This is a genomic window from Ruegeria sp. O11 (assembly GCF_056535285.1).
In genome coordinates this window covers 23791-41426 of sequence record NZ_JBQERS010000018.1, presented here as the reverse complement: position 1 = coordinate 41426, position 17636 = coordinate 23791, and the positions used below count along the sequence as shown (strand labels likewise).

Annotated in this window: 18 protein-coding genes; 12 read left to right on the top strand and 6 right to left on the bottom strand. The window is 57.3% G+C overall.

The features are described from left to right. Positions 1-36 precede the first annotated feature (36 nt). Positions 37-2130, bottom strand: coding sequence for a 3-hydroxyacyl-CoA dehydrogenase NAD-binding domain-containing protein (locus tag ACRZ91_RS20440; protein ID WP_480908210.1), 2094 nt, complete (start codon positions 2128-2130; stop codon positions 37-39). Positions 2131-2396: 266 nt separating this feature from the next. Here ACRZ91_RS20440 and ACRZ91_RS20435 point away from each other — a divergent pair, with 266 nt between their 5' ends. The 8 genes from ACRZ91_RS20435 (at position 2397) to ACRZ91_RS20400 (ending at position 9009) form a co-directional block, all read left to right on the top strand. Beyond that, a complete protein-coding gene (locus ACRZ91_RS20435) occupies positions 2397-3215 on the top strand; it encodes a cyclase family protein (RefSeq protein ID WP_480908208.1) in 819 nt (272 codons plus the stop codon). Positions 3216-3412: 197 nt separating this feature from the next. Then, entirely contained in the window at positions 3413-4615 is a 1203-nt protein-coding gene (pcaF, locus tag ACRZ91_RS20430) for a 3-oxoadipyl-CoA thiolase (RefSeq protein WP_480908206.1), read from the top strand. Positions 4616-4630: 15 nt separating this feature from the next. Next, entirely contained in the window at positions 4631-5623 is a 993-nt protein-coding gene (gene paaA / locus ACRZ91_RS20425) for a 1,2-phenylacetyl-CoA epoxidase subunit PaaA (RefSeq protein WP_170545809.1), read from the top strand. An 18-nt stretch (positions 5624-5641) separates the two neighbouring features. Continuing rightward, positions 5642-5926 (top strand): 1,2-phenylacetyl-CoA epoxidase subunit PaaB, encoded by a 285-nt coding sequence (paaB, locus tag ACRZ91_RS20420; RefSeq protein ID WP_010437865.1) that lies wholly within the window; start codon positions 5642-5644, stop codon positions 5924-5926. Then, positions 5926-6684 (top strand): 1,2-phenylacetyl-CoA epoxidase subunit PaaC, encoded by a 759-nt coding sequence (gene paaC, locus ACRZ91_RS20415; protein ID WP_170775009.1) that lies wholly within the window; start codon positions 5926-5928, stop codon positions 6682-6684. Before paaB ends, paaC begins: the two co-directional genes overlap by 1 nt. A 6-nt stretch (positions 6685-6690) precedes the next feature. Continuing rightward, a complete protein-coding gene (gene paaD, locus ACRZ91_RS20410; RefSeq protein WP_480908203.1) occupies positions 6691-7149 on the top strand; it encodes a 1,2-phenylacetyl-CoA epoxidase subunit PaaD in 459 nt (152 codons plus the stop codon). A gap of 14 nt (positions 7150-7163) precedes the next feature. After that, positions 7164-8237 carry a 1,2-phenylacetyl-CoA epoxidase subunit PaaE gene (gene paaE, locus ACRZ91_RS20405; RefSeq protein WP_480908201.1) on the top strand — a complete coding sequence of 358 codons (1074 nt, stop codon included), beginning with the start codon at positions 7164-7166 and terminating at the stop codon, positions 8235-8237. 13 nt (positions 8238-8250) lie between these two features. Then, entirely contained in the window at positions 8251-9009 is a 759-nt protein-coding gene (locus ACRZ91_RS20400) for a Phenylacetic acid catabolic protein (protein WP_480908199.1), read from the top strand. A 3-nt stretch (positions 9010-9012) separates the two neighbouring features. Here ACRZ91_RS20400 and ACRZ91_RS20395 read toward each other — a convergent pair whose 3' ends face one another. From ACRZ91_RS20395 to paaG, 5 genes are all read right to left on the bottom strand, one after another. After that, on the bottom strand, positions 9013-9225 hold the full coding sequence (locus ACRZ91_RS20395) for a hypothetical protein (RefSeq protein ID WP_480908197.1): 213 nt from the start codon (positions 9223-9225) through the stop codon (positions 9013-9015). A 69-nt stretch (positions 9226-9294) separates the two neighbouring features. Then, positions 9295-9891, bottom strand: coding sequence for a TetR/AcrR family transcriptional regulator (locus tag ACRZ91_RS20390; RefSeq protein WP_170477697.1), 597 nt, complete (start codon positions 9889-9891; stop codon positions 9295-9297). 22 nt (positions 9892-9913) lie between these two features. Beyond that, positions 9914-11221: a phenylacetate--CoA ligase PaaK gene (gene paaK, locus ACRZ91_RS20385; protein WP_480908195.1), complete on the bottom strand. Its 1308-nt coding sequence runs from the start codon at positions 11219-11221 to the stop codon at positions 9914-9916. Positions 11222-11236: 15 nt separating this feature from the next. Then, positions 11237-11665 carry a hydroxyphenylacetyl-CoA thioesterase PaaI gene (paaI, locus tag ACRZ91_RS20380; RefSeq protein ID WP_480908193.1) on the bottom strand — a complete coding sequence of 143 codons (429 nt, stop codon included), beginning with the start codon at positions 11663-11665 and terminating at the stop codon, positions 11237-11239. A 1-nt stretch (position 11666) separates the two neighbouring features. Beyond that, a complete protein-coding gene (paaG, locus tag ACRZ91_RS20375; protein WP_480908191.1) occupies positions 11667-12452 on the bottom strand; it encodes a 2-(1,2-epoxy-1,2-dihydrophenyl)acetyl-CoA isomerase PaaG in 786 nt (261 codons plus the stop codon). A gap of 200 nt (positions 12453-12652) precedes the next feature. Here paaG and ACRZ91_RS20370 point away from each other — a divergent pair, with 200 nt between their 5' ends. Genes ACRZ91_RS20370 through paaZ form a run of 4 tightly spaced genes read left to right on the top strand, consistent with a single transcriptional unit; the run spans position 12653 to position 17635 of the window. After that, on the top strand, positions 12653-13672 hold the full coding sequence (locus tag ACRZ91_RS20370; protein WP_170545786.1) for a TRAP transporter substrate-binding protein: 1020 nt from the start codon (positions 12653-12655) through the stop codon (positions 13670-13672). 54 nt (positions 13673-13726) lie between these two features. Continuing rightward, on the top strand, positions 13727-14230 hold the full coding sequence (locus ACRZ91_RS20365; RefSeq protein ID WP_170397701.1) for a TRAP transporter small permease: 504 nt from the start codon (positions 13727-13729) through the stop codon (positions 14228-14230). Continuing rightward, positions 14230-15582, top strand: a complete 1353-nt coding sequence (locus ACRZ91_RS20360; protein ID WP_010437888.1) for a TRAP transporter large permease — start codon at positions 14230-14232, stop codon at positions 15580-15582. Before ACRZ91_RS20365 ends, ACRZ91_RS20360 begins: the two co-directional genes overlap by 1 nt. A gap of 28 nt (positions 15583-15610) precedes the next feature. Then, on the top strand, positions 15611-17635 hold the full coding sequence (gene paaZ / locus ACRZ91_RS20355; RefSeq protein ID WP_480908189.1) for a phenylacetic acid degradation bifunctional protein PaaZ: 2025 nt from the start codon (positions 15611-15613) through the stop codon (positions 17633-17635). Position 17636: the final 1 nt, after the last annotated feature.

The following is a 17636-nucleotide window of genomic DNA, read 5'->3' as shown; positions in this document are numbered from 1 at the left end:
CAATTTCAATATCTGGCGGGCAAGGAGGCCTAGATCTCAACTTGCTTTGTTGAGATCGTCAAAACAACGACCTTCGGTTGCCAGTTGTTCAAGCAAAGGCGCGGGCTGCCAATAATATGAATCTTCTCCAGACCACCGGCGAATGTCATCCACCACGCTTGACGGTCCCTGCAAGTCGGCCCATTTCAATGGTCCGCCCCAATATCGTGGAAATCCATAGCCATAAAGCAGCGTGATATCCACATCCAGTGGTCTGCGGGCGATCCCCTCACCAACTACCTTTGCCGCCTCATTCACCATCGCAATCATATAACGACGCACGATCTCTTCGTCGGTGAACTCTCGTGGAGAGATACCTTTGGCGGCGCGCTCGGCTTCGATCAAAGGCATGATTTCAGGGTTGGGTTTTCGGCTTCGATTTCCCGATTCGTAGACATAATAACCTTTGCCGGTCTTCTGACCAAAATGCCCTGCTTCGCAAAGTTTGTCGGCATAGATGCTGTCACGCGCACGCGGGTCCAGGCCCGCAGCCCGTTTGCGTTTGCGAGCGGCCCAACCGATGTCTAGCCCGGCAAGGTCGGAAACCGCAAATGGCCCCATTGCAAATCCAAATCCGGTCAACGCGGCATCAATCTGAAAAGGGCTTGCCCCATCCAGAACCATGTGATCCGCGCAGGTTCGGTAGGCGTTGAGAATACGGTTACCGATGAAACCGTCGCATACGCCGGCCCTGACGGACACTTTCCCTAACCGTTTTCCTAGAGCAAATCCTGTCGCAATAACTTCGGGCGCAGTGTGGTCCGCAACAACGATCTCGAGCAGTTTCATCACATGCGCAGGTGAGAAAAAGTGCAGACCGATCACGTCACTGGGCCTGCCTGTGGATGCTGCAATTTCGTTCAGGTCGAGATATGAGGTGTTTGTTGCCAGCACGGCACCCGATTTACAGGTCGCATCCAGTTTTGCAAAAACCTGTTTCTTGATCTCCATATCCTCAAAAACGGCTTCTATCACCAAATCAACGCCACTCAGCGCATCATAGTCCGTCGACAGGGTTATCCTGTTCTCCAGAATTTCCACTTGCGCGTCCGGGCTCAGCTTTCCGCGTTTCACCGCACCCGCCAGATTTGCTGCGATCCGGTCTTTTGCAGCCTTGGCTGCGTCCACCGACATTTCAAGCAATACAACCGAAAGCCCCGCCAGCAGAGCGGATGTGGCGATGCCTGCGCCCATCGTACCTCCTCCGACAACACCTATCAGATGAAGCTCGCGGGGGTTGACCCCTTGTAGTTCCGGGAGTTTGGAGACAGCGCGCTCAGCAAAGAAGGCATGGATCAGTCCTTTACGCTGATCTGACGCCATCAGCTCGGTGAACAGTTCCCGTTCGCGAGCCTGACCTGCTGCAAAATCATGGGCTTCACAGCTGGCTTGCACAGCACGCACGGCAATCGCCGGCGAAAGCTGCCCCCGTCCTTTCTTCAATACGGCATCATAGGTCGCGTCAAAGTCGATCGGCGTTGGTTTAGCCATTTCGCAGACAGGGCGGCGCGATGCGCCCGTATCAAGTAGATCTCGTACGAAGGCCAACCCAATCTCGCGCGGATCTCCGTCCTGAACCTTGTCCAGCACGTCCATCTGTAACGCTTCAGAGGCCTGCACATGGCGGCCCGTCGTTATCATTTCCAATGCGGCCTCGACGCCAGCGACCCGTGGCAATCGTTGGGTTCCACCCGCGCCGGGGATGATGCCAAGGTTGACCTCGGGCAGCCCGACTTTTGTTAATGGGGTCGCAATTCGATAGTGACAGGACAGTGCAACCTCAAGCCCGCCGCCAAGGGCTGTTCCGTGTAAAGATGAAACCACCAGAAGCGGTGATGCTTCAATGCGATCGCAGAGCGCGGGTAACCAAGGATCCTGTGGCGGCTTGCCGAATTCGCGAATATCAGCGCCGGCAAAATAGGTTCGCCCCCTACCGTAAATCAAAACGGCCCGTACGCCATCAGCTTCAGCACGCTCAATCCCTGCTAGGAGGCCTTGGCGTACTTCTGCACCCAGAGCATTTACCGGCGGGTTATTCGCCGACAAAACCGCGATGTCGCCCACTTTTTCATAGCCAATAACCTGGGACATTTGTTCCTGCCTCCTGAAAAGATATGCGTTGTGGTCCATTCAACCCGATTTGCCACGCAGTCAGAGACTGAACCGTACTGAGACAGTATTCAACCCTATAATCGACCAACCGTTCGGTTTTTTAGCTACGGTCGCAGCGTTACGAACATGTGAAACGCACATCATCAGCGTCGGGCTAAACTGAACTTAAGGGGGCTGAATTGGACTCGGTCAAGCATGTCGGGCAGTATTCCGCTGTCGGTGTCATTTAATAAGGGAGCTAAAAGATGTGTGATGTATGCGTAATGAATGCGGTAAAAGATCGGATGCTATCTCGGCGTTCTTTCTTTAAAGCCGGGGCCGCAATGGTGGCTGGAACCGCACTAAGCTCGGCTGCGACGACACCTGCAATGGCGATGGGCCATGGCGAAGTCGTAGACATGACACATGTATATGATGCTGGTTTTCCGACCTATTTTGGCGAACCCGGAATTGAGGCAACTCAAGCCTTCAACTTCAAGGACCACGGTTTCAATCTATTCAATCTCGCTGTAAATGAACACACAGGCACGCATATCGATGCGCCGCTACATTTCTCGGCCGATGGTCAGTCGGTTGATGAAATTCCTGTATCCAATCTGGTATGCCCACTTTGCGTAATTGATATCGCTCCGCGGGCAGCAGAGGATGCGGATGCTCAGGTTACGCCTGACGATCTTGAGGCCTGGATCTCTGCAAACGGTCCGATCCCAGACGGTGCTTGCGTCGCGATGCATTCAGGGTGGGGAGCTAAATCCGCAACGCCAGACTTCCGCAACGCAGACGCCGAAGGAAAAATGCACTTTCCGGGTTTCCATGTCGAAGCCGCACAGATGCTGATGGATGGCACAGGCGCTGTTGCCTTGGCGGTGGATTCCCTATCCCTCGATCACGGACCATCAGCCGATTTTGCTACTCACTACGCGTGGCTACCTACGAACAGGTATGGCATTGAAAATCTTGCAAACCTGGACAAAGTGCCAGCCAGTGGAGCGACATTGATTGTGGGTGCGCCAGCTCATCGGGGGGGGTCTGGCGGTCCGGCCCGCATATTTGCGATGGTCTGAATTTCTTCGTCATTCATGCCAAGTATTAAAGCCCGCAAATCTGCGGGCTTTAATAATTTAGCCGCCCTAATATGTTACCATTATCCTCAAAAACTTAAAATCATGTTACATTTTTCTTGCTGCGAATCGCGGCGTTGCTTATTAACCGACCTATCGGTCACTTAATCACGCGACATAACTCTCGGAGCCCTCGCCCAATGGACGCCTTTATCTGCGACGCGCAGCGCACACCAATCGGACGGTATGGCGGCAGCCTCAGCCAGGTTCGCACGGATGATTTGGCAGCGATCCCAATTGCTGCGCTGATAGCGCGAAACCTTCAGGTTGATTGGACAGGCATAGACGACGTGATCTACGGCGACGCCAATCAGGCTGGGGAAAGCAACCGCAACGTGGCGCGGATGGCGGCGTTGCTGGCGGGGCTGCCGGTGGATGTGCCTGGAACGACCATCAACCGACTTTGTGCTTCTGGTATGGATGCGGTAGGTATGGCGGCCCGCGCGATCCGCGCCGGGGACTATGACATGGCCATCGCCGGGGGTGTCGAAAGCATGTCGCGCGCACCATTTGTGATGCCCAAAGCGACGTCCGCCTTCTCGCGCGCTAATTCAGTCTACGACACAACGATTGGCTGGCGTTTTGTGAACCCCAAGATGAAGCAGGAATTCGGTATCGACTCGATGCCCGAAACAGCAGATAACGTGGCGGAAGCTTACGGTATCAACCGCTCCGATCAGGATGCGTTTGCCGAACGCAGCCAGGCCCGCTGGGCCGCGGCGCACCAGACCGGGGTGTTTCAGGAGGAGATCACCCCGGTCACAATCCCGCAACGAAAGGGCGATCCTGTGGTGGTCGATACGGATGAACATCCGCGACCTGGAACCACAGCCGAGAAACTGTCGGGCCTGAAGGGCATTAACGGGCCGGAGAATACCGTCACGGCTGGGAACGCTTCGGGCGTAAACGACGGCGCGGCGGCGATCTTGATGGCGAATGAATCCGCAGCGGCAAAGAACGATCTGACCCCAATTGCCCGCGTTGTCGGAATGTCCGTTGCCGGGGTCGAACCGCGCGTGATGGGCATCGGTCCTGTTCCAGCCAGCCGCAAGGTACTGGCCCGCGCGGGTCTCAGCATCGATCAGATGGATGTGATAGAATTGAATGAGGCATTTGCCTCGCAAGGCCTTGCCACGCTTCGCGAACTGGGGGTGCCCGATGATGCGCCCCATGTAAATCCGAACGGAGGCGCCATTGCGATCGGGCATCCGCTTGGGATGAGCGGCGCAAGGTTGGTTATGACCGCTGCTTATCAACTGCGCCGCACGGGCGGGCGCTATGCGCTCTGCACCATGTGCGTCGGGGTGGGGCAGGGTGCAGCACTTATTCTCGAACGCGTGTAAGGGAGGAGACCTCACATGTATGCTCAGATGATCAAGACAGCCGGAACAGGCGTGAAATCCCGCGAGGAGATGACCGAGCAGGAGCGCGCCTTTCAGGACAAGATTGACGCCGATATCAAAATCGAGCCCAAAGACTGGATGCCCGATGACTATCGCGCGACTCTTATCCGTCAGATTGGCCAGCACGCGCATTCCGAGATTGTCGGCCAGTTACCCGAAGGCAACTGGATCACGCGCGCCCCAACACTGGAGCGTAAGGCGATCCTATTGGCCAAGGTGCAGGATGAGGCCGGGCATGGGCTGTATCTCTATTGTGCGGCCGAAACGCTGGGCGTCAGCCGGGACGAGATCACCGAGATGCTGTTGGATGGCCGCATGAAGTATTCGTCGATCTTCAACTACCCGACATTGAACTGGGCTGATATCGGCGCGGTCGGATGGCTGGTCGATGGTGCCGCGATCATGAACCAGGTTCCGCTGCAGCGGACGTCCTTTGGCCCCTATTCGCGCGCTATGATCCGCATCTGCAAGGAAGAGAGTTTTCACCAGCGTCAGGGCTATGATGCGATCCGCAAGATGGCAGAAGGCACGCCAGAACAGCGCAAGATGGCGCAGGATGCATTGAACCGGCTCTGGTATCCGTCGCTGATGATGTTTGGACCTTCCGACAAGGAAAGCGTGCATTCAGCGCAATCTATGGCTTGGAAGATCAAGATCAATACCAATGACGAGCTGCGCCAGAAATTCGTGGATCAGACCGTGCCGCAGGCCGAGTATCTCGGCCTGAGCATTCCCGACCCCGACCTGAAGTGGAACGAAGAGCGGGGCCACTACGACTACACCGACCCGGACTGGTCCGAATTCTTCGATGTGATCAAAGGCAACGGCCCCTGCAATGTCGATCGTTTGGCCGCGCGCAACAAGGCGTGGGACGATGGAAAATGGGTGCGCGATGGGTTGTTGGCCCATGCCCGCAAGAAACGAACACGAAATCTGGCCGCAGAGTAAACCCAAGGAGGATACCAAATGAACAATGAATGGCCCCTGTGGGAAATCTTCATCCGTGGTCAGCATGGGATGAGCCACCGTCACGTCGGCTCGCTGCATGCGCCTGACGCGGAGATGGCAATCAAGAATGCGCGCGACGTCTATACCCGCCGCAACGAAGGCGTGTCGATCTGGGTGGTCGAGGCCAACAACATTTCGGCCTCTTCGCCTAGCGACAAAGGCCCGCTTTACGAGCCCAGTGAGAGCAAAGTGTACCGTCACCCGACCTTTTTCGACATTCCCGATGAAGTGGGGGCAATGTGATGACCCGGGACGAAGCATTCCTGCAGTTTCTGCTGCGGATGGGGGATAATACCCTGATCCTCGGCCATCGCGTTAGCGAATGGTGCGGCCACGCGCCGGTGCTGGAGGAGGATATCGCTCTGGCCAACACTGCGTTGGACCTGATCGGTCAGACCCAGATGTGGTTGGGCCTCGCCGGTGAGATCGACGGCGGCAAAAGCGCCGATGACCTGGCCTTTTTGCGCGACGCATGGGACTTTCGTAATGTGTTGCTGGTCGAGGTCCCGAATGGCGATTTCGGGCGCACTCTGATGCGCCAGTTCCTGTTCGATGCGTGGCATTCGATCATGCTGGGGCGATTAATGAAATCATCCGACGAGCGGGTCGCGGCGATTGCTGCCAAGGCCAGCAAAGAGGTCACCTATCACCTCGAACGCTCTGGCGATACGGTTGTGGGGCTCGGCGATGGAACCGAGGAAAGCCACACCCGGATGCAAGAGGCGCTGGACTATCTCTGGCCCTATGTAGGCGAGATGTTTGCCAGCGATGATGTTGATGCTGAGATGGTTGCGGCGGGGATTGCTCCGAACCCGGCATCTCTGCGAGCAGAATATGACGCTCTGATCATGCGGGTTCTGAGCGAGGCAACGCTGACCATTCCCGAAAGCCGCTTTGCCCATAAAGGTGGGCGTGACGGGCGGATGCATACCGAACATCTGGGCCATTTACTGACACAGATGCAGTGGCTTCAACGCGCCTATCCCGGCGCCTCTTGGTAAGAGCGCATGAGGGCTTCGACTGATCAGGTATGGGAGTGGCTGGACGCTGTTCCCGACCCCGAGATCCCAGTGATCTCGGTCGTCGATCTGGGCATTGTGCGTGATGTGCAGTGGGACGATGACACGCTGTTGGTCAAAGTTACCCCGACTTATTCGGGCTGCCCGGCGACTTCGGTGATCAGCATGGATATCGAAACCGCGTTGCGTGATCACGGGATTGACGATTTGCGGATCGAAACAAGCATTGCGCCCGCGTGGACCACCGATTGGCTCAGCGACAAGGGCCGTGCCCGGCTTGAGGAATACGGCATCGCTCCGCCCCAGCCCGCTGGCGGACCCGAACGTTGCCCACATTGCGGCAGCAAAGCGGTCGAGAAGGTCAGCCAATTCGGCTCGACCCCGTGTAAGGCCCATTGGCGCTGCACCGACTGTTTGGAACCTTTTGACTATTTCAAGTGCATCTGAGGGAGGATCACCGGATGGCACGCTTTCACGATCTGGAAGTCACCGACATTCACAAAACCATCCGCGACGCGGTGGTGGTGACGTTGAAACCGGTGAACGGCTCGGCTGAGGAATTCGATTTCACCCAAGGCCAATACCTGACCTTCCGTCGCGATTTCGACGGGGAAGAGTTGCGCCGATCATACTCTATCTGCGCTGGTAAGGATGAAGGCATTCTGCAGGTCGGCATCAAGCGCGTCGATGGCGGCGCGTTCTCAACCTGGGCCAACACTGACCTGAAGGTGGGCGACACGGTTCAGGCGATGCCGCCGATGGGAAGCTTCCACACGGCAATCGATCCAACCGCCGAAAAGCATTACCTGGGCTTTGCCGGTGGGTCGGGTATCACACCGGTCTTGTCGATCCTGAAAACAACGCTCGCGCGGGAACCGCATTCGCGGTTCACATTGGTCTATGCCAACAAGGGCGTGAACGCGATCATGTTTCGAGAGGAGCTTGAAGATCTCAAGAACCTCTATATGGGGCGCTTGAACGTGATCCACATTCTGGAATCGGATGCGCAGGAGATCGAGTTGTTTACCGGTTTGGTCACGCAAGAGAAATGCGCCGACCTGTTCGAACACTGGATCGACATCAAGAACGTTGACTCCGCCTTTATTTGCGGACCCGAGCCTATGATGCTTGGTATTGCTGCGGCACTGCGCGCGCACGGTTTGAATGACGGTCAGATCAAGTTTGAACTGTTCGCTAGTGCTCAGCCTGGTCGGGCCAAGCGTAAGGTGAGCGGGGCAGACACGGCGTCTCAGGCCAACCAGACCAAGGCATCGATCACAATGGACGGGGCAACGCAGTCAATCACCATGCCCAAGGATCAATCGATCCTTGATGCCGCGTTAGAGAATGCGATGGACGCGCCCTACGCGTGTAAGGCAGGTGTCTGTTCGACCTGTCGCTGTCGGGTGCTCGAGGGCGATGTTGAGATGATCGCCAATCACGCTTTGGAAGATTACGAGGTCGAGAAAGGCTACGTCCTGAGCTGTCAGGCCTACCCGCTGACCGACAAAGTAGTCGTGGACTACGATCAATAGACCGGAGGGAACGATGGCTGAAGACATGACAATCGAGAGCTATTTGGCAGCGGGTGGTGTTCTGAGTAATCCCACCAACGTGCCTCCGCGCTACCGCGCAGAACTCATGAAGCTGATGGCGACCTTCGTGGATAGTGAGCTGGCAGGTGCTGCGGGTTTTGCCGACATCATCAATCAGGGCCCTGGCATCAAGGAGCGCATAGCGGCGGCAAAGATTGTGTTGGAAAAGACCGACAATGCGGATCGTGTGCTGAAAATCATGGGCGAGTTCGGGGCCAATACTGATCGCTATGCAAACCATCACCCTTGGACCAAGCGTCTGGATCGCGATGCGGATATTGGGGCGACCCGGTCCGAGCATGATATGCGTCTTGCGGTCTTTAACTATCCGATCGAAGGGTGGGGCGATGCTGTGGTGATGAACCTGCTGATGAGCCAGGCGGTTGCCGTTCAACTCGCTCAATTCTCTCAGATATCTTATCAACCTTTGGCCGAAGCCTTCCGGGATATCGCTCCGATCGAGGCGCGCCATGGAGAACTGGCCCTTGAAGGCGCGCTCAAGCAGATCGAACAGGGGAAGGCTGCCGAGATGCAGGCGTCAATTGACTATTGGTGGCCCCGCGTGGCGGCCAGTTTTGGGGCCGGGGGTGCGGAGAAAATCGAGACGCTGCGCAAGCTGGGGCTACGGCAACTGACCGGAGCCGAGATGAGAGATCAGTGGGTGGCGAAGGCGACTGAGCAGGTCGCGAATCTGGGGCTGAAAGCGCCCTGACTTTCAGGGCTGATGCTTGCGGCTAAGCAATCCGTATTTCACGGCCAACCCACGCAGAGATCGCCGTTTGCCTCGGTCTTTCTTCGCTGATTGTGTCTGAGCGCCAGCCTTCCGGTTGAATTCGAACACATCAATCACGCGTTCGGCGCAGCCACAGGCTTCGCCTAAGCCCACTTTGGCGAAATAGAATTTATCGAAACGATCAGGGCGTTGCATAAGGGTCCTCCGCCCTCATTCAAACCTATTTGGGTGGAAGAACCAAATCAACTCTGTTCCAGCCGCCTGTCAAAGACCGTCAACACCCGACAAAGTCAGATCACTTACCAACGCAGCATAATCGCTGCGCGCATCAGAATCTGCGCCGGCGTTCCACATGTAGAACCAATTCAGCATACCAAAGACAGACATGGTGGTTGCCCGCAGTTTTGCCGCGTCATCCTCGAAAGTGGCCGGTGATATACTGGCAATGATGTCACTGACGAACTCGACCAAATCCCGCTGATAGCCACGCAGTAGTTTCTGCTGTTCCTCGGGCAAAGCAGACATACCGCTGGTTTGCACCCGGTGTTCATCATCCACGCCCTGATAGGCCAGCAGGATTTCCCGCACCACGCGTCTCAGGCGATCCGCTGGCTCAAGCGCTTCAAGGTCCAACCCACAAATCTGATCACGCAGTTGCAGCAAATAGCTGTCGAGTATGTCAAACAGGATCGCGTCCTTGCTGTCATAGTAGTGATAGATATTGGCCTTGGATATTCCACACTCGCGCGCCAGCTGAGACATTGACGCCCGGTCAAACCCTTCTTGCGCGAAGACGCGGGCGGCGGATTTCAGAATACGAGCCCGTTTGTCGTCGTGGTCTTTTGCTATCGTCCGCGCCAAGGGCCGACCCTCCGTCTCTTGTTTAACTATCCCGATTGTCGATCACGCGCCGCGCCTTGCCCTGCGAGCGTTCGACCTCGCCCGGCTCGCCTATATCGATCTCGGTCGAGATTCCAACCACCTCTTTGATCCGTCGCGACAACATCCGGGCGGCAGCGGTTTTGCTCAGCTCATCCGCCGCATCCGGCGTTGCCTCGACATGTACGCGCATCGCGTCCATCCGTCCGGCTTTGTAAAGCTCGATCTGGTAATAGGGTGCTAGGCCGCCGGTTGCCAAAACCTGCTCTTCGATCTGGCTGGGGAAGACGTTTACGCCGCGCAGGATGATCATATCGTCCGAGCGACCGGTGATCTTTTCCATCCGCCGCATCGACCGCGCTGTACCGGGCAACAGCCGCGTCAGGTCGCGGGTGCGATAGCGGATCATCGGAAGGCCCTCTTTAGTCAACGTGGTGAAGACCAGTTCACCGATCTCACCGTCGGGCATGACCTCACCGGTTTGGGGGTCGATGATTTCTGGATAGAAGTGATCTTCCCAGATCACCGGTCCGTCTTTGGTTTCGACGCACTCATTGGCGACGCCAGGTCCCATGATCTCGGACAAGCCGTAGATATCGACGGCATGCATGTCGAAGGCCTGTTCAACCTCAGCACGCATGGAATCCGTCCAGGGTTCAGCGCCAAAGACGCCCACAGCCAGAGAACATTCGCGCGGATCTAGGCCAACCTTATGATACTGTTCAAGAATATTTAGCATATAGGATGGCGTAACCATGATCCCGTCTGGTTTGAAATCGGTGATCAGATCGACCTGTTTGGCGGTTTGCCCGCCGCTCATCGGGACGACCGTGGCCCCCAGACGCTCGATCCCGTAATGTGCGCCCAAACCACCGGTGAATAGGCCATAGCCATAGGCGTTATGTACCATGTCACCCCGGCGCAACCCGCTGGCACGTAGTGACCTTGCCACCAGATCGGCCCAATTATCGATATCGCCTTGCGTATAGCCCACCACGGTTGGCTTGCCCGTGGTTCCTGACGAGGCGTGAACACGGATGATCTGCTCACGCGGTACGGCAAACAGACCGAAAGGATAGTTTTCCCTCAGATCGTTTTTGTAGGTAAACGGAAAACGCGCCAGATCACTGAGAGATTGCAGGTCATCAGGATGCACCCCGGCTTCATCAAACCGCTGCCGGTACACAGATACGTTGTCATAGGCATGGCGTAGCGACCATTTAAGCCGATCCAACTGTAAGCTGCGAATTTCATCAACCGAGGCGATCTCGATCGGATCAAGATCCGCCTTATTCGGAGTAAGATCCTTCATGCCATCCCCCTCATCTCAGGTCTCGTCAAACACTGGGCCTTTGACCGCGCGGGAAAATCCCCGAAACTCTGCGATCTTTTGGCCGGTCTGGTTGGTTACGGTTACGTCATAGATGCCGCTGCGCCCGGTCAGGCTCAGTTCCGTTGCACAGGCCATCAGCAGGTCACCGGATCGCGCGGGCGCGACGTAGCTGATCACATTGTGCTGCGCGACTGTCGATTGGTTGCGGCTGTTGCAGGCAAAGGCAAAGGCACTGTCGGCCAGCATGAAGGTTACACCGCCATGGCAAATACCGTGCCCATTGCAGTGATGGTCCTGAACGGCGAGCGTCAGGATCGCGGTCCCTTCGTCAACTTCGCCTAATTCCATGCCCGCCCATTTCGAGGCATTGTCGCGTCCCCACATGGCAGCTGCGGCTTTTTGGGCGCGCTCCTTTGGCGTCATCTTATTCTCCCCGAAAGACCGGCGCGCGTTTTTCCAGAAACGCTGTGACACCTTCGGCATAGTCTGCGCTTTCACCGCAGGTTTTCATCGCGTCTGCCTCAACCTCCAGATGGTCGGTCAGGGAGTTCGTGGCTGCTGCCTGAATCGATTGCTTCGTCAGGCCCAGCCCCAGCGTTGGACCATTGGCGAACTGTTCTGTCAGCGCCCGCGCCTCGGCCATCAGGTCAGCGTCGGGGATGGCCTTCCAGATCAGCCCCCAATCCGCAGCCTGTTGTGCGGGCAGCGGCTGCCCGGTCAAAGCGAGCCCTTTGGCCCGTGCTTCACCTAGCAGGTGGGGCAGATGCCAACTGCCCCCGGTATCGGGGATCAGTCCCACTTTGGAAAACGACTGTATGAACTTGGCAGATTCGGCGGCCAGTACCAGGTCACATGCCAAGGCGATATTGGCACCCGCGCCTGCCGCAACACCATTGACTGCGCAGACGACGGGGAAATTCAGCGACCGGATTAGGCGCACCAGAGGTGCATAAAACGTGCGCACCGTGTTGCCCAGGTCTGGCGGGCCCTCCATCGTTGCAGGGTTTCGATCCCCCAAATCCTGCCCGGCACAGAACCCGCGTCCGGCCCCAGTCAGCAACACAGCGCGGGTTCCACCATCGCGCGCGGCCTCAAGCGCGGCGCGCAAGGCATAGTGCATCTCATCCGTGAAACTGTTCAGGCGATCTGGGCGATTGAGTGTGATTTCAACCCATTGCCCCATATTCTGCGAAATAATCGTATCAGACATGCCTGGTTCGCTTTTCATAAGTTACAACAAACTTCTTGCATAAACCGAACGGTTGGTCAATAAATTCTATAGCCGTTTGTGACTCGGCGATCAGAAATGCCCTCTGGCCTACGCGCTGAACTGCTTTTCTCGTCGTTGATAGTTACAAAACGTACCATTAACACATTCACGACTTGCGCTTTTGAGGAGGAGACCCGGTCATGAAATTCACCAAGCTCACCACGCTGCTGGCTTCAGCAACATTGGCGGTGTCAGGCACTATTGCTTTTGCGGCTGACTACACCCTGACAATTTCCAGCTGGGCCCCACCCACCCACGGCATCAATGCGAAGATGTGGCCCAAGTTCGTCGAGATGGTGGAAGAAGCCACTGACGGGCAGGTTACTGCAGAACTCAAGCTGGGCATCGCTCCGCCACCGGCACAGATGGACCTGATCATGGATGGCGCCGCCGATGCCTCGATTATTTTCCACGGGTATCAGCCCGGGCGTTTTGTCACCACCAAACTGATCGAACTGCCAGGCTATGAAGGCTCGGCCGAGGACGCTTCGGTTGCTTACTGGCGCACCTACGATCAGCATCTGAAAGCTGCTGACGAGCATCGTGGTGTAAAAGTCATCGCCCTGCACACACACGGGCCTGCGCAGCTGCATTCCAGCGCGCCGGTCACCACTCTGGATGAGGTTTCGGGCCTGAAAGTCCGCATCCCAGGCGGCGTTGGCGGAGACGTCGGTGCGGCGCTGGGCGCGACCGGCATTCAGGTGCCCGCCCCAAAAGTCTATGAAACACTGGCGTCCAAGGCCGCTGACGGTGTCGTTATGCCTTTGGAATCGCGCAAGGGTTTCAAGCTGACCGAAGTTGCACAGAACGTCTATGAGATGCCCGGTGGCCTTTATCGTGGCTCGTTTGCCTTCATCATGAACGAAGACACCTTCGCAGATCTGCCGCCCGAGCTACAGACGGCGTTGGAAGAAAACGTATTCGGTGAACCGCTGAGCCGTGAGATCGGCAAGATCTGGGATGAGATTGATGCCACAGGTCGCGAGGCAACCGAGGCGGCAGAAGGTAATGCCATCAACGCTGCCACGGACGCGGATATGGAGAAGTTCTCGGCCATCGCCGAAGACATCCGCGGCAAGGTCATCGCCGAGGTTGACGCAACAGGTGTCGACGCTCAGGCCGCCTATGACATGATCAAATCGGAAATGTCCTCGAACTGATCCGACCGCAGGGCGGCTCTTGCGCCGCCCTGACTTACCCTGCGCGAGTTTCCCATGACCCCGATAATCCAACTTGTGCGACGCGCAAGCGCCCTTCCCGTGATCGTGGCGTGCATCGCCCTGTTCATCCTGATGGTAATGACCTTTTGCGACGTGATCCTGCGTTCGGTCTTCAACGCGCCCATTGAGGCCGCGACCGAGTTGACGCGGATTCTGATGGCGATTCTGGTGTTTTCAGTCCTCCCGATTGTCTCCACTACCAACGGACATATCGCGGTCGATCTGACCGACGGGTTCTTCCACCGTCTGCACCTGTCGCGCGCGCGGGACGTGGTGATCTATGTGGTCAGCGGCATCATGCTGTTCTGGCCGGTCCAACGCGTCTGGGTCTTGGCCGAGCGGGCGCGGGACTATGGGGATGTGACCGAATATCTTTCAATCCCCACCTACCTGATCGGCTGGTTCATTACCCTGTCAGTTGCCATCACCGCACTTGTGATGATCGCCACTGGGCTGCTAAAGGCCTTCGCCCCAAATACTCTGTCGGAGCCTATGTAATGACCGCAGCGCTGATCGGATTTGCGATTGTATTGATCTTGGTGCTGGTGCGCCTGCCCATCGTCTTTGCCATGGGACTGGTCGGCACATTGGGCTTCGCCTACGAACGTGGCGGCTCGATCTTTGATGAGCGCGGGTTGAAGGCTGCCATGTCCATGGTGGGCCGCCAGATCACCGACACCGCACAGGATTATGGTCTGTCGGTGGTGCCGCTGTTCATCCTGATGGGCCTGTTCGTGAACAAAGGCGGTATGGCGCGAGAGCTTTATGCGGTGTCCAACGCTTTCTTAGGTCATATGCGCGGCGGCATTGCCATGGCTACAGTTGCGGCCTGCGGCGGCTTCTCGGCCATTTGCGGATCGTCGCTGGCCACCGCTGCGACCATGTCAAAGGTCGCGATGCCGCAAATGCGCCGCTATGGCTACTCCGATGAACTCTCGACCGCCTCGATTGCAGCCGGTGGCACGTTGGGCATTCTGATCCCCCCATCGGTCATTCTGGTCATTTACGGGCTGTTGACCGAAACCTCGATCGGGAAACTGTTCATGGCGGGAATCATACCCGGCATTCTCGGTATCCTCTTCTACCTTTTCGCGGTGCGCTGGACCGTTTGGCGCAACCCCGAGGCTGGGCCAGCCGGGGAACGCGCCACCTGGTCGGAGCGTATCCGTGCGCTGGGTTCTGTCTGGGCCGTGTTGCTGCTGTTCTTTCTGGTGATCGGCGGGCTCTACGGCGCCTTCGACTTCGAGCCGCTTAACCTGACTTTCTCACCGACCGAGGCCGCAGGCATGGGCGCCGCCGGGGCCTTCCTGATCGCCCTGTTTCGCGGTGGCTTGACTGTCGGCTCAACCTTCGAGGTGCTGAAAGAGACCTGCTTTACGGCGTCTGCATTGTTCGCAGTACTGATCGGCGCGCAAATATTTTCGAACTTCATCAATCTGGCTGGCTTACCCGAGGCATTGATCGCGATGGTCACGGCCTATGATGTGGCACCGTTTGTCGTGATCCTGATGATCCTTGGTATCTACATTATTCTGGGCTGCGTCTTCGAATCCCTCTCGATGCTGTTGCTGACAGTTCCGATCTTCTTCCCTCTGGTCACATCTCTGGGCTATGACCCAATCTGGTTCGGCATCGTAGTAGTGGTTGTTACCGAAATCTCGCTAATCACCCCACCCGTTGGTCTGAACGTTTTCATTCTGAAAGGCGTTGTGGGCGACGTCTCGACCGGCACCATCTTCCGCGGTGTTACACCATTCTGGGTTGCCGATATCTTCCGCCTTGCGCTGATCGTACTGGTGCCCATCGTGGTGCTGTATCTGCCGGAGCAAATGGGCGCGTTGGGGCACTGAGCCTCGCCTCATCAAACAGGAGAACATCATGTCTCTGCATCAGATTTCCAGCTTTGCCGCTGGTACTTGGGTCGCGCCCGGAGAAGGCGCACGCACCATCGCATCCGCCATCACCGGCGCACCGTTTGCCAGCGCTGGCAACGCGGCGCTCGACGTGCAGGCGATGCTTGATTATGCACGCAACACTGGTGGCCCAGCCCTACATAAACTCACGTTTCATGATCGTGCCCGGATGCTCAAGGCACTGGCGCAAGAGCTGTCAGCTCACAAACAAGCCCTTTACGACCTGAGTTTCGAAACCGGGGCCACGCAGAAGGACCACCTGATCGATATAGACGGTGGCATCGGCACGATGTTTGTCTTCGCCTCCAAGGGTAGGCGCGAGATGCCCGACGCGCAGGTCTACCTGGATGGAGATATCGAGCAACTGTCGCGCAACGGCACGTTTCTGGGGCAACATATCTGCACCCCTATGCAGGGTGTGGCGGTCCACATCAACGCATTCAACTTCCCGGTTTGGGGCATGTTGGAGAAACTCGCTCCAACACTGTTGGCGGGCGTTCCTGCTATCGTGAAACCAGCCACCAATAGTTGTTATGTTACCGAACTGGCCGTGCGGATAATTCTGGATAGTGGCATCCTGCCCGCCGGTGCGCTGCAATTGGTGTCAGGCGGGTTGGGAGATGTGCTCGATCACTTAAGCTGTCAGGATGTGGTCAGCTTCACCGGTTCGGCGAACACCGCGTTGAAGCTACGGCAGACACCTGCGATCTTGCAGAACTCGGTCCGGTTCGTTGCTGAGCAGGATAGCTTGAATGCTTCAATCCTCGGCCCGGATGCAGAGCCCGGCACGCCGGAATTCGATCTGTTCGTTAAGGAAGTCTCTCGTGAAATGACCACCAAGGCGGGCCAGAAATGCACCGCCATCCGACGCATCATCGCGCCCGATAGTCAGGTCGACGCCGTGATTTCCGCGCTCTCGGAACGGTTGGCGAAGATCACCATCGGCGATCCGCGGGCCGAGACCACGCGCATGGGCGCGCTTGTGTCGAACGGGCAGAAGGCTGACGTGCTGGAAAAGGCCGCTTTGATTGGGCAAGAGGCTGAACGGGTTTATGGAAACCCCGACGCGTTCGACCTGAACGGCCCCGAAACTGGTGCCTTCGTTCCCCCGATGCTGTTTCACTGCGCTGATCCTGACAAAGCGCTGCGCGTGCACGATACCGAGGCGTTCGGCCCGGTCTCAACCCTGATGGGTTACCGCGATCTGGATCATGCGGTGGCACTGGCCAATCGCGGGCAGGGGTCTCTGGTCACCTCACTGATCACCCATGACACTGAGGTGGCGCGGGATGTGGTGATGGGGGCTGCGGCCTATAACGGGCGGATTTACATTAACGACCGCGACTCGATGGCAGAATCGACCGGCCACGGTTCTCCGCTGCCGCATATGGTGCATGGTGGGCCGGGTCGAGCGGGCGGCGGTGAGGAAATGGGCGGCGTGCGCGGTGTGAAACACTATATGCAACGCACCGCCATTCAGGGCTCGCCGCGCATGCTCAGTGGTATCAGCACCAAATGGGTGCCTGGGGCGCCTGAAATCCAAGGTCCGGCACATCCGTTCACCCGTAAATTCGGTGAGTTGCAGGTCGGAGAGACGCTGCACACAGCCTCGCGCGTAATCACGCTGGAGGATATCGAACACTTCGCCAATTTCACCGGCGATACGTTCTACGCTCATATGGACGAGGACGCGGCGGCACGAAATCCGTTCTTCCCCGGTCGTGTGGCGCATGGCTATCTTTTGCTCAGCTTCGCGGCTGGCTTGTTTGTTGAACCGAACGAGGGGCCGGTGCTGGCCAATACCGGGCTGGATGGGTTGCGTTTCATGAAGCCGGTCGTCGCCGGGGACAGCATCAAAGTGCGTTTGACCGTCAAACAGAAAACCCCACGCAATGACGATTATGGCGAGGTTCGCTGGCACGTGTCCCTGACCAATCAGGATGGCGAGCCGGTTGCAGAATACGAACTTTTGACAATGAATGCCCGCTAAC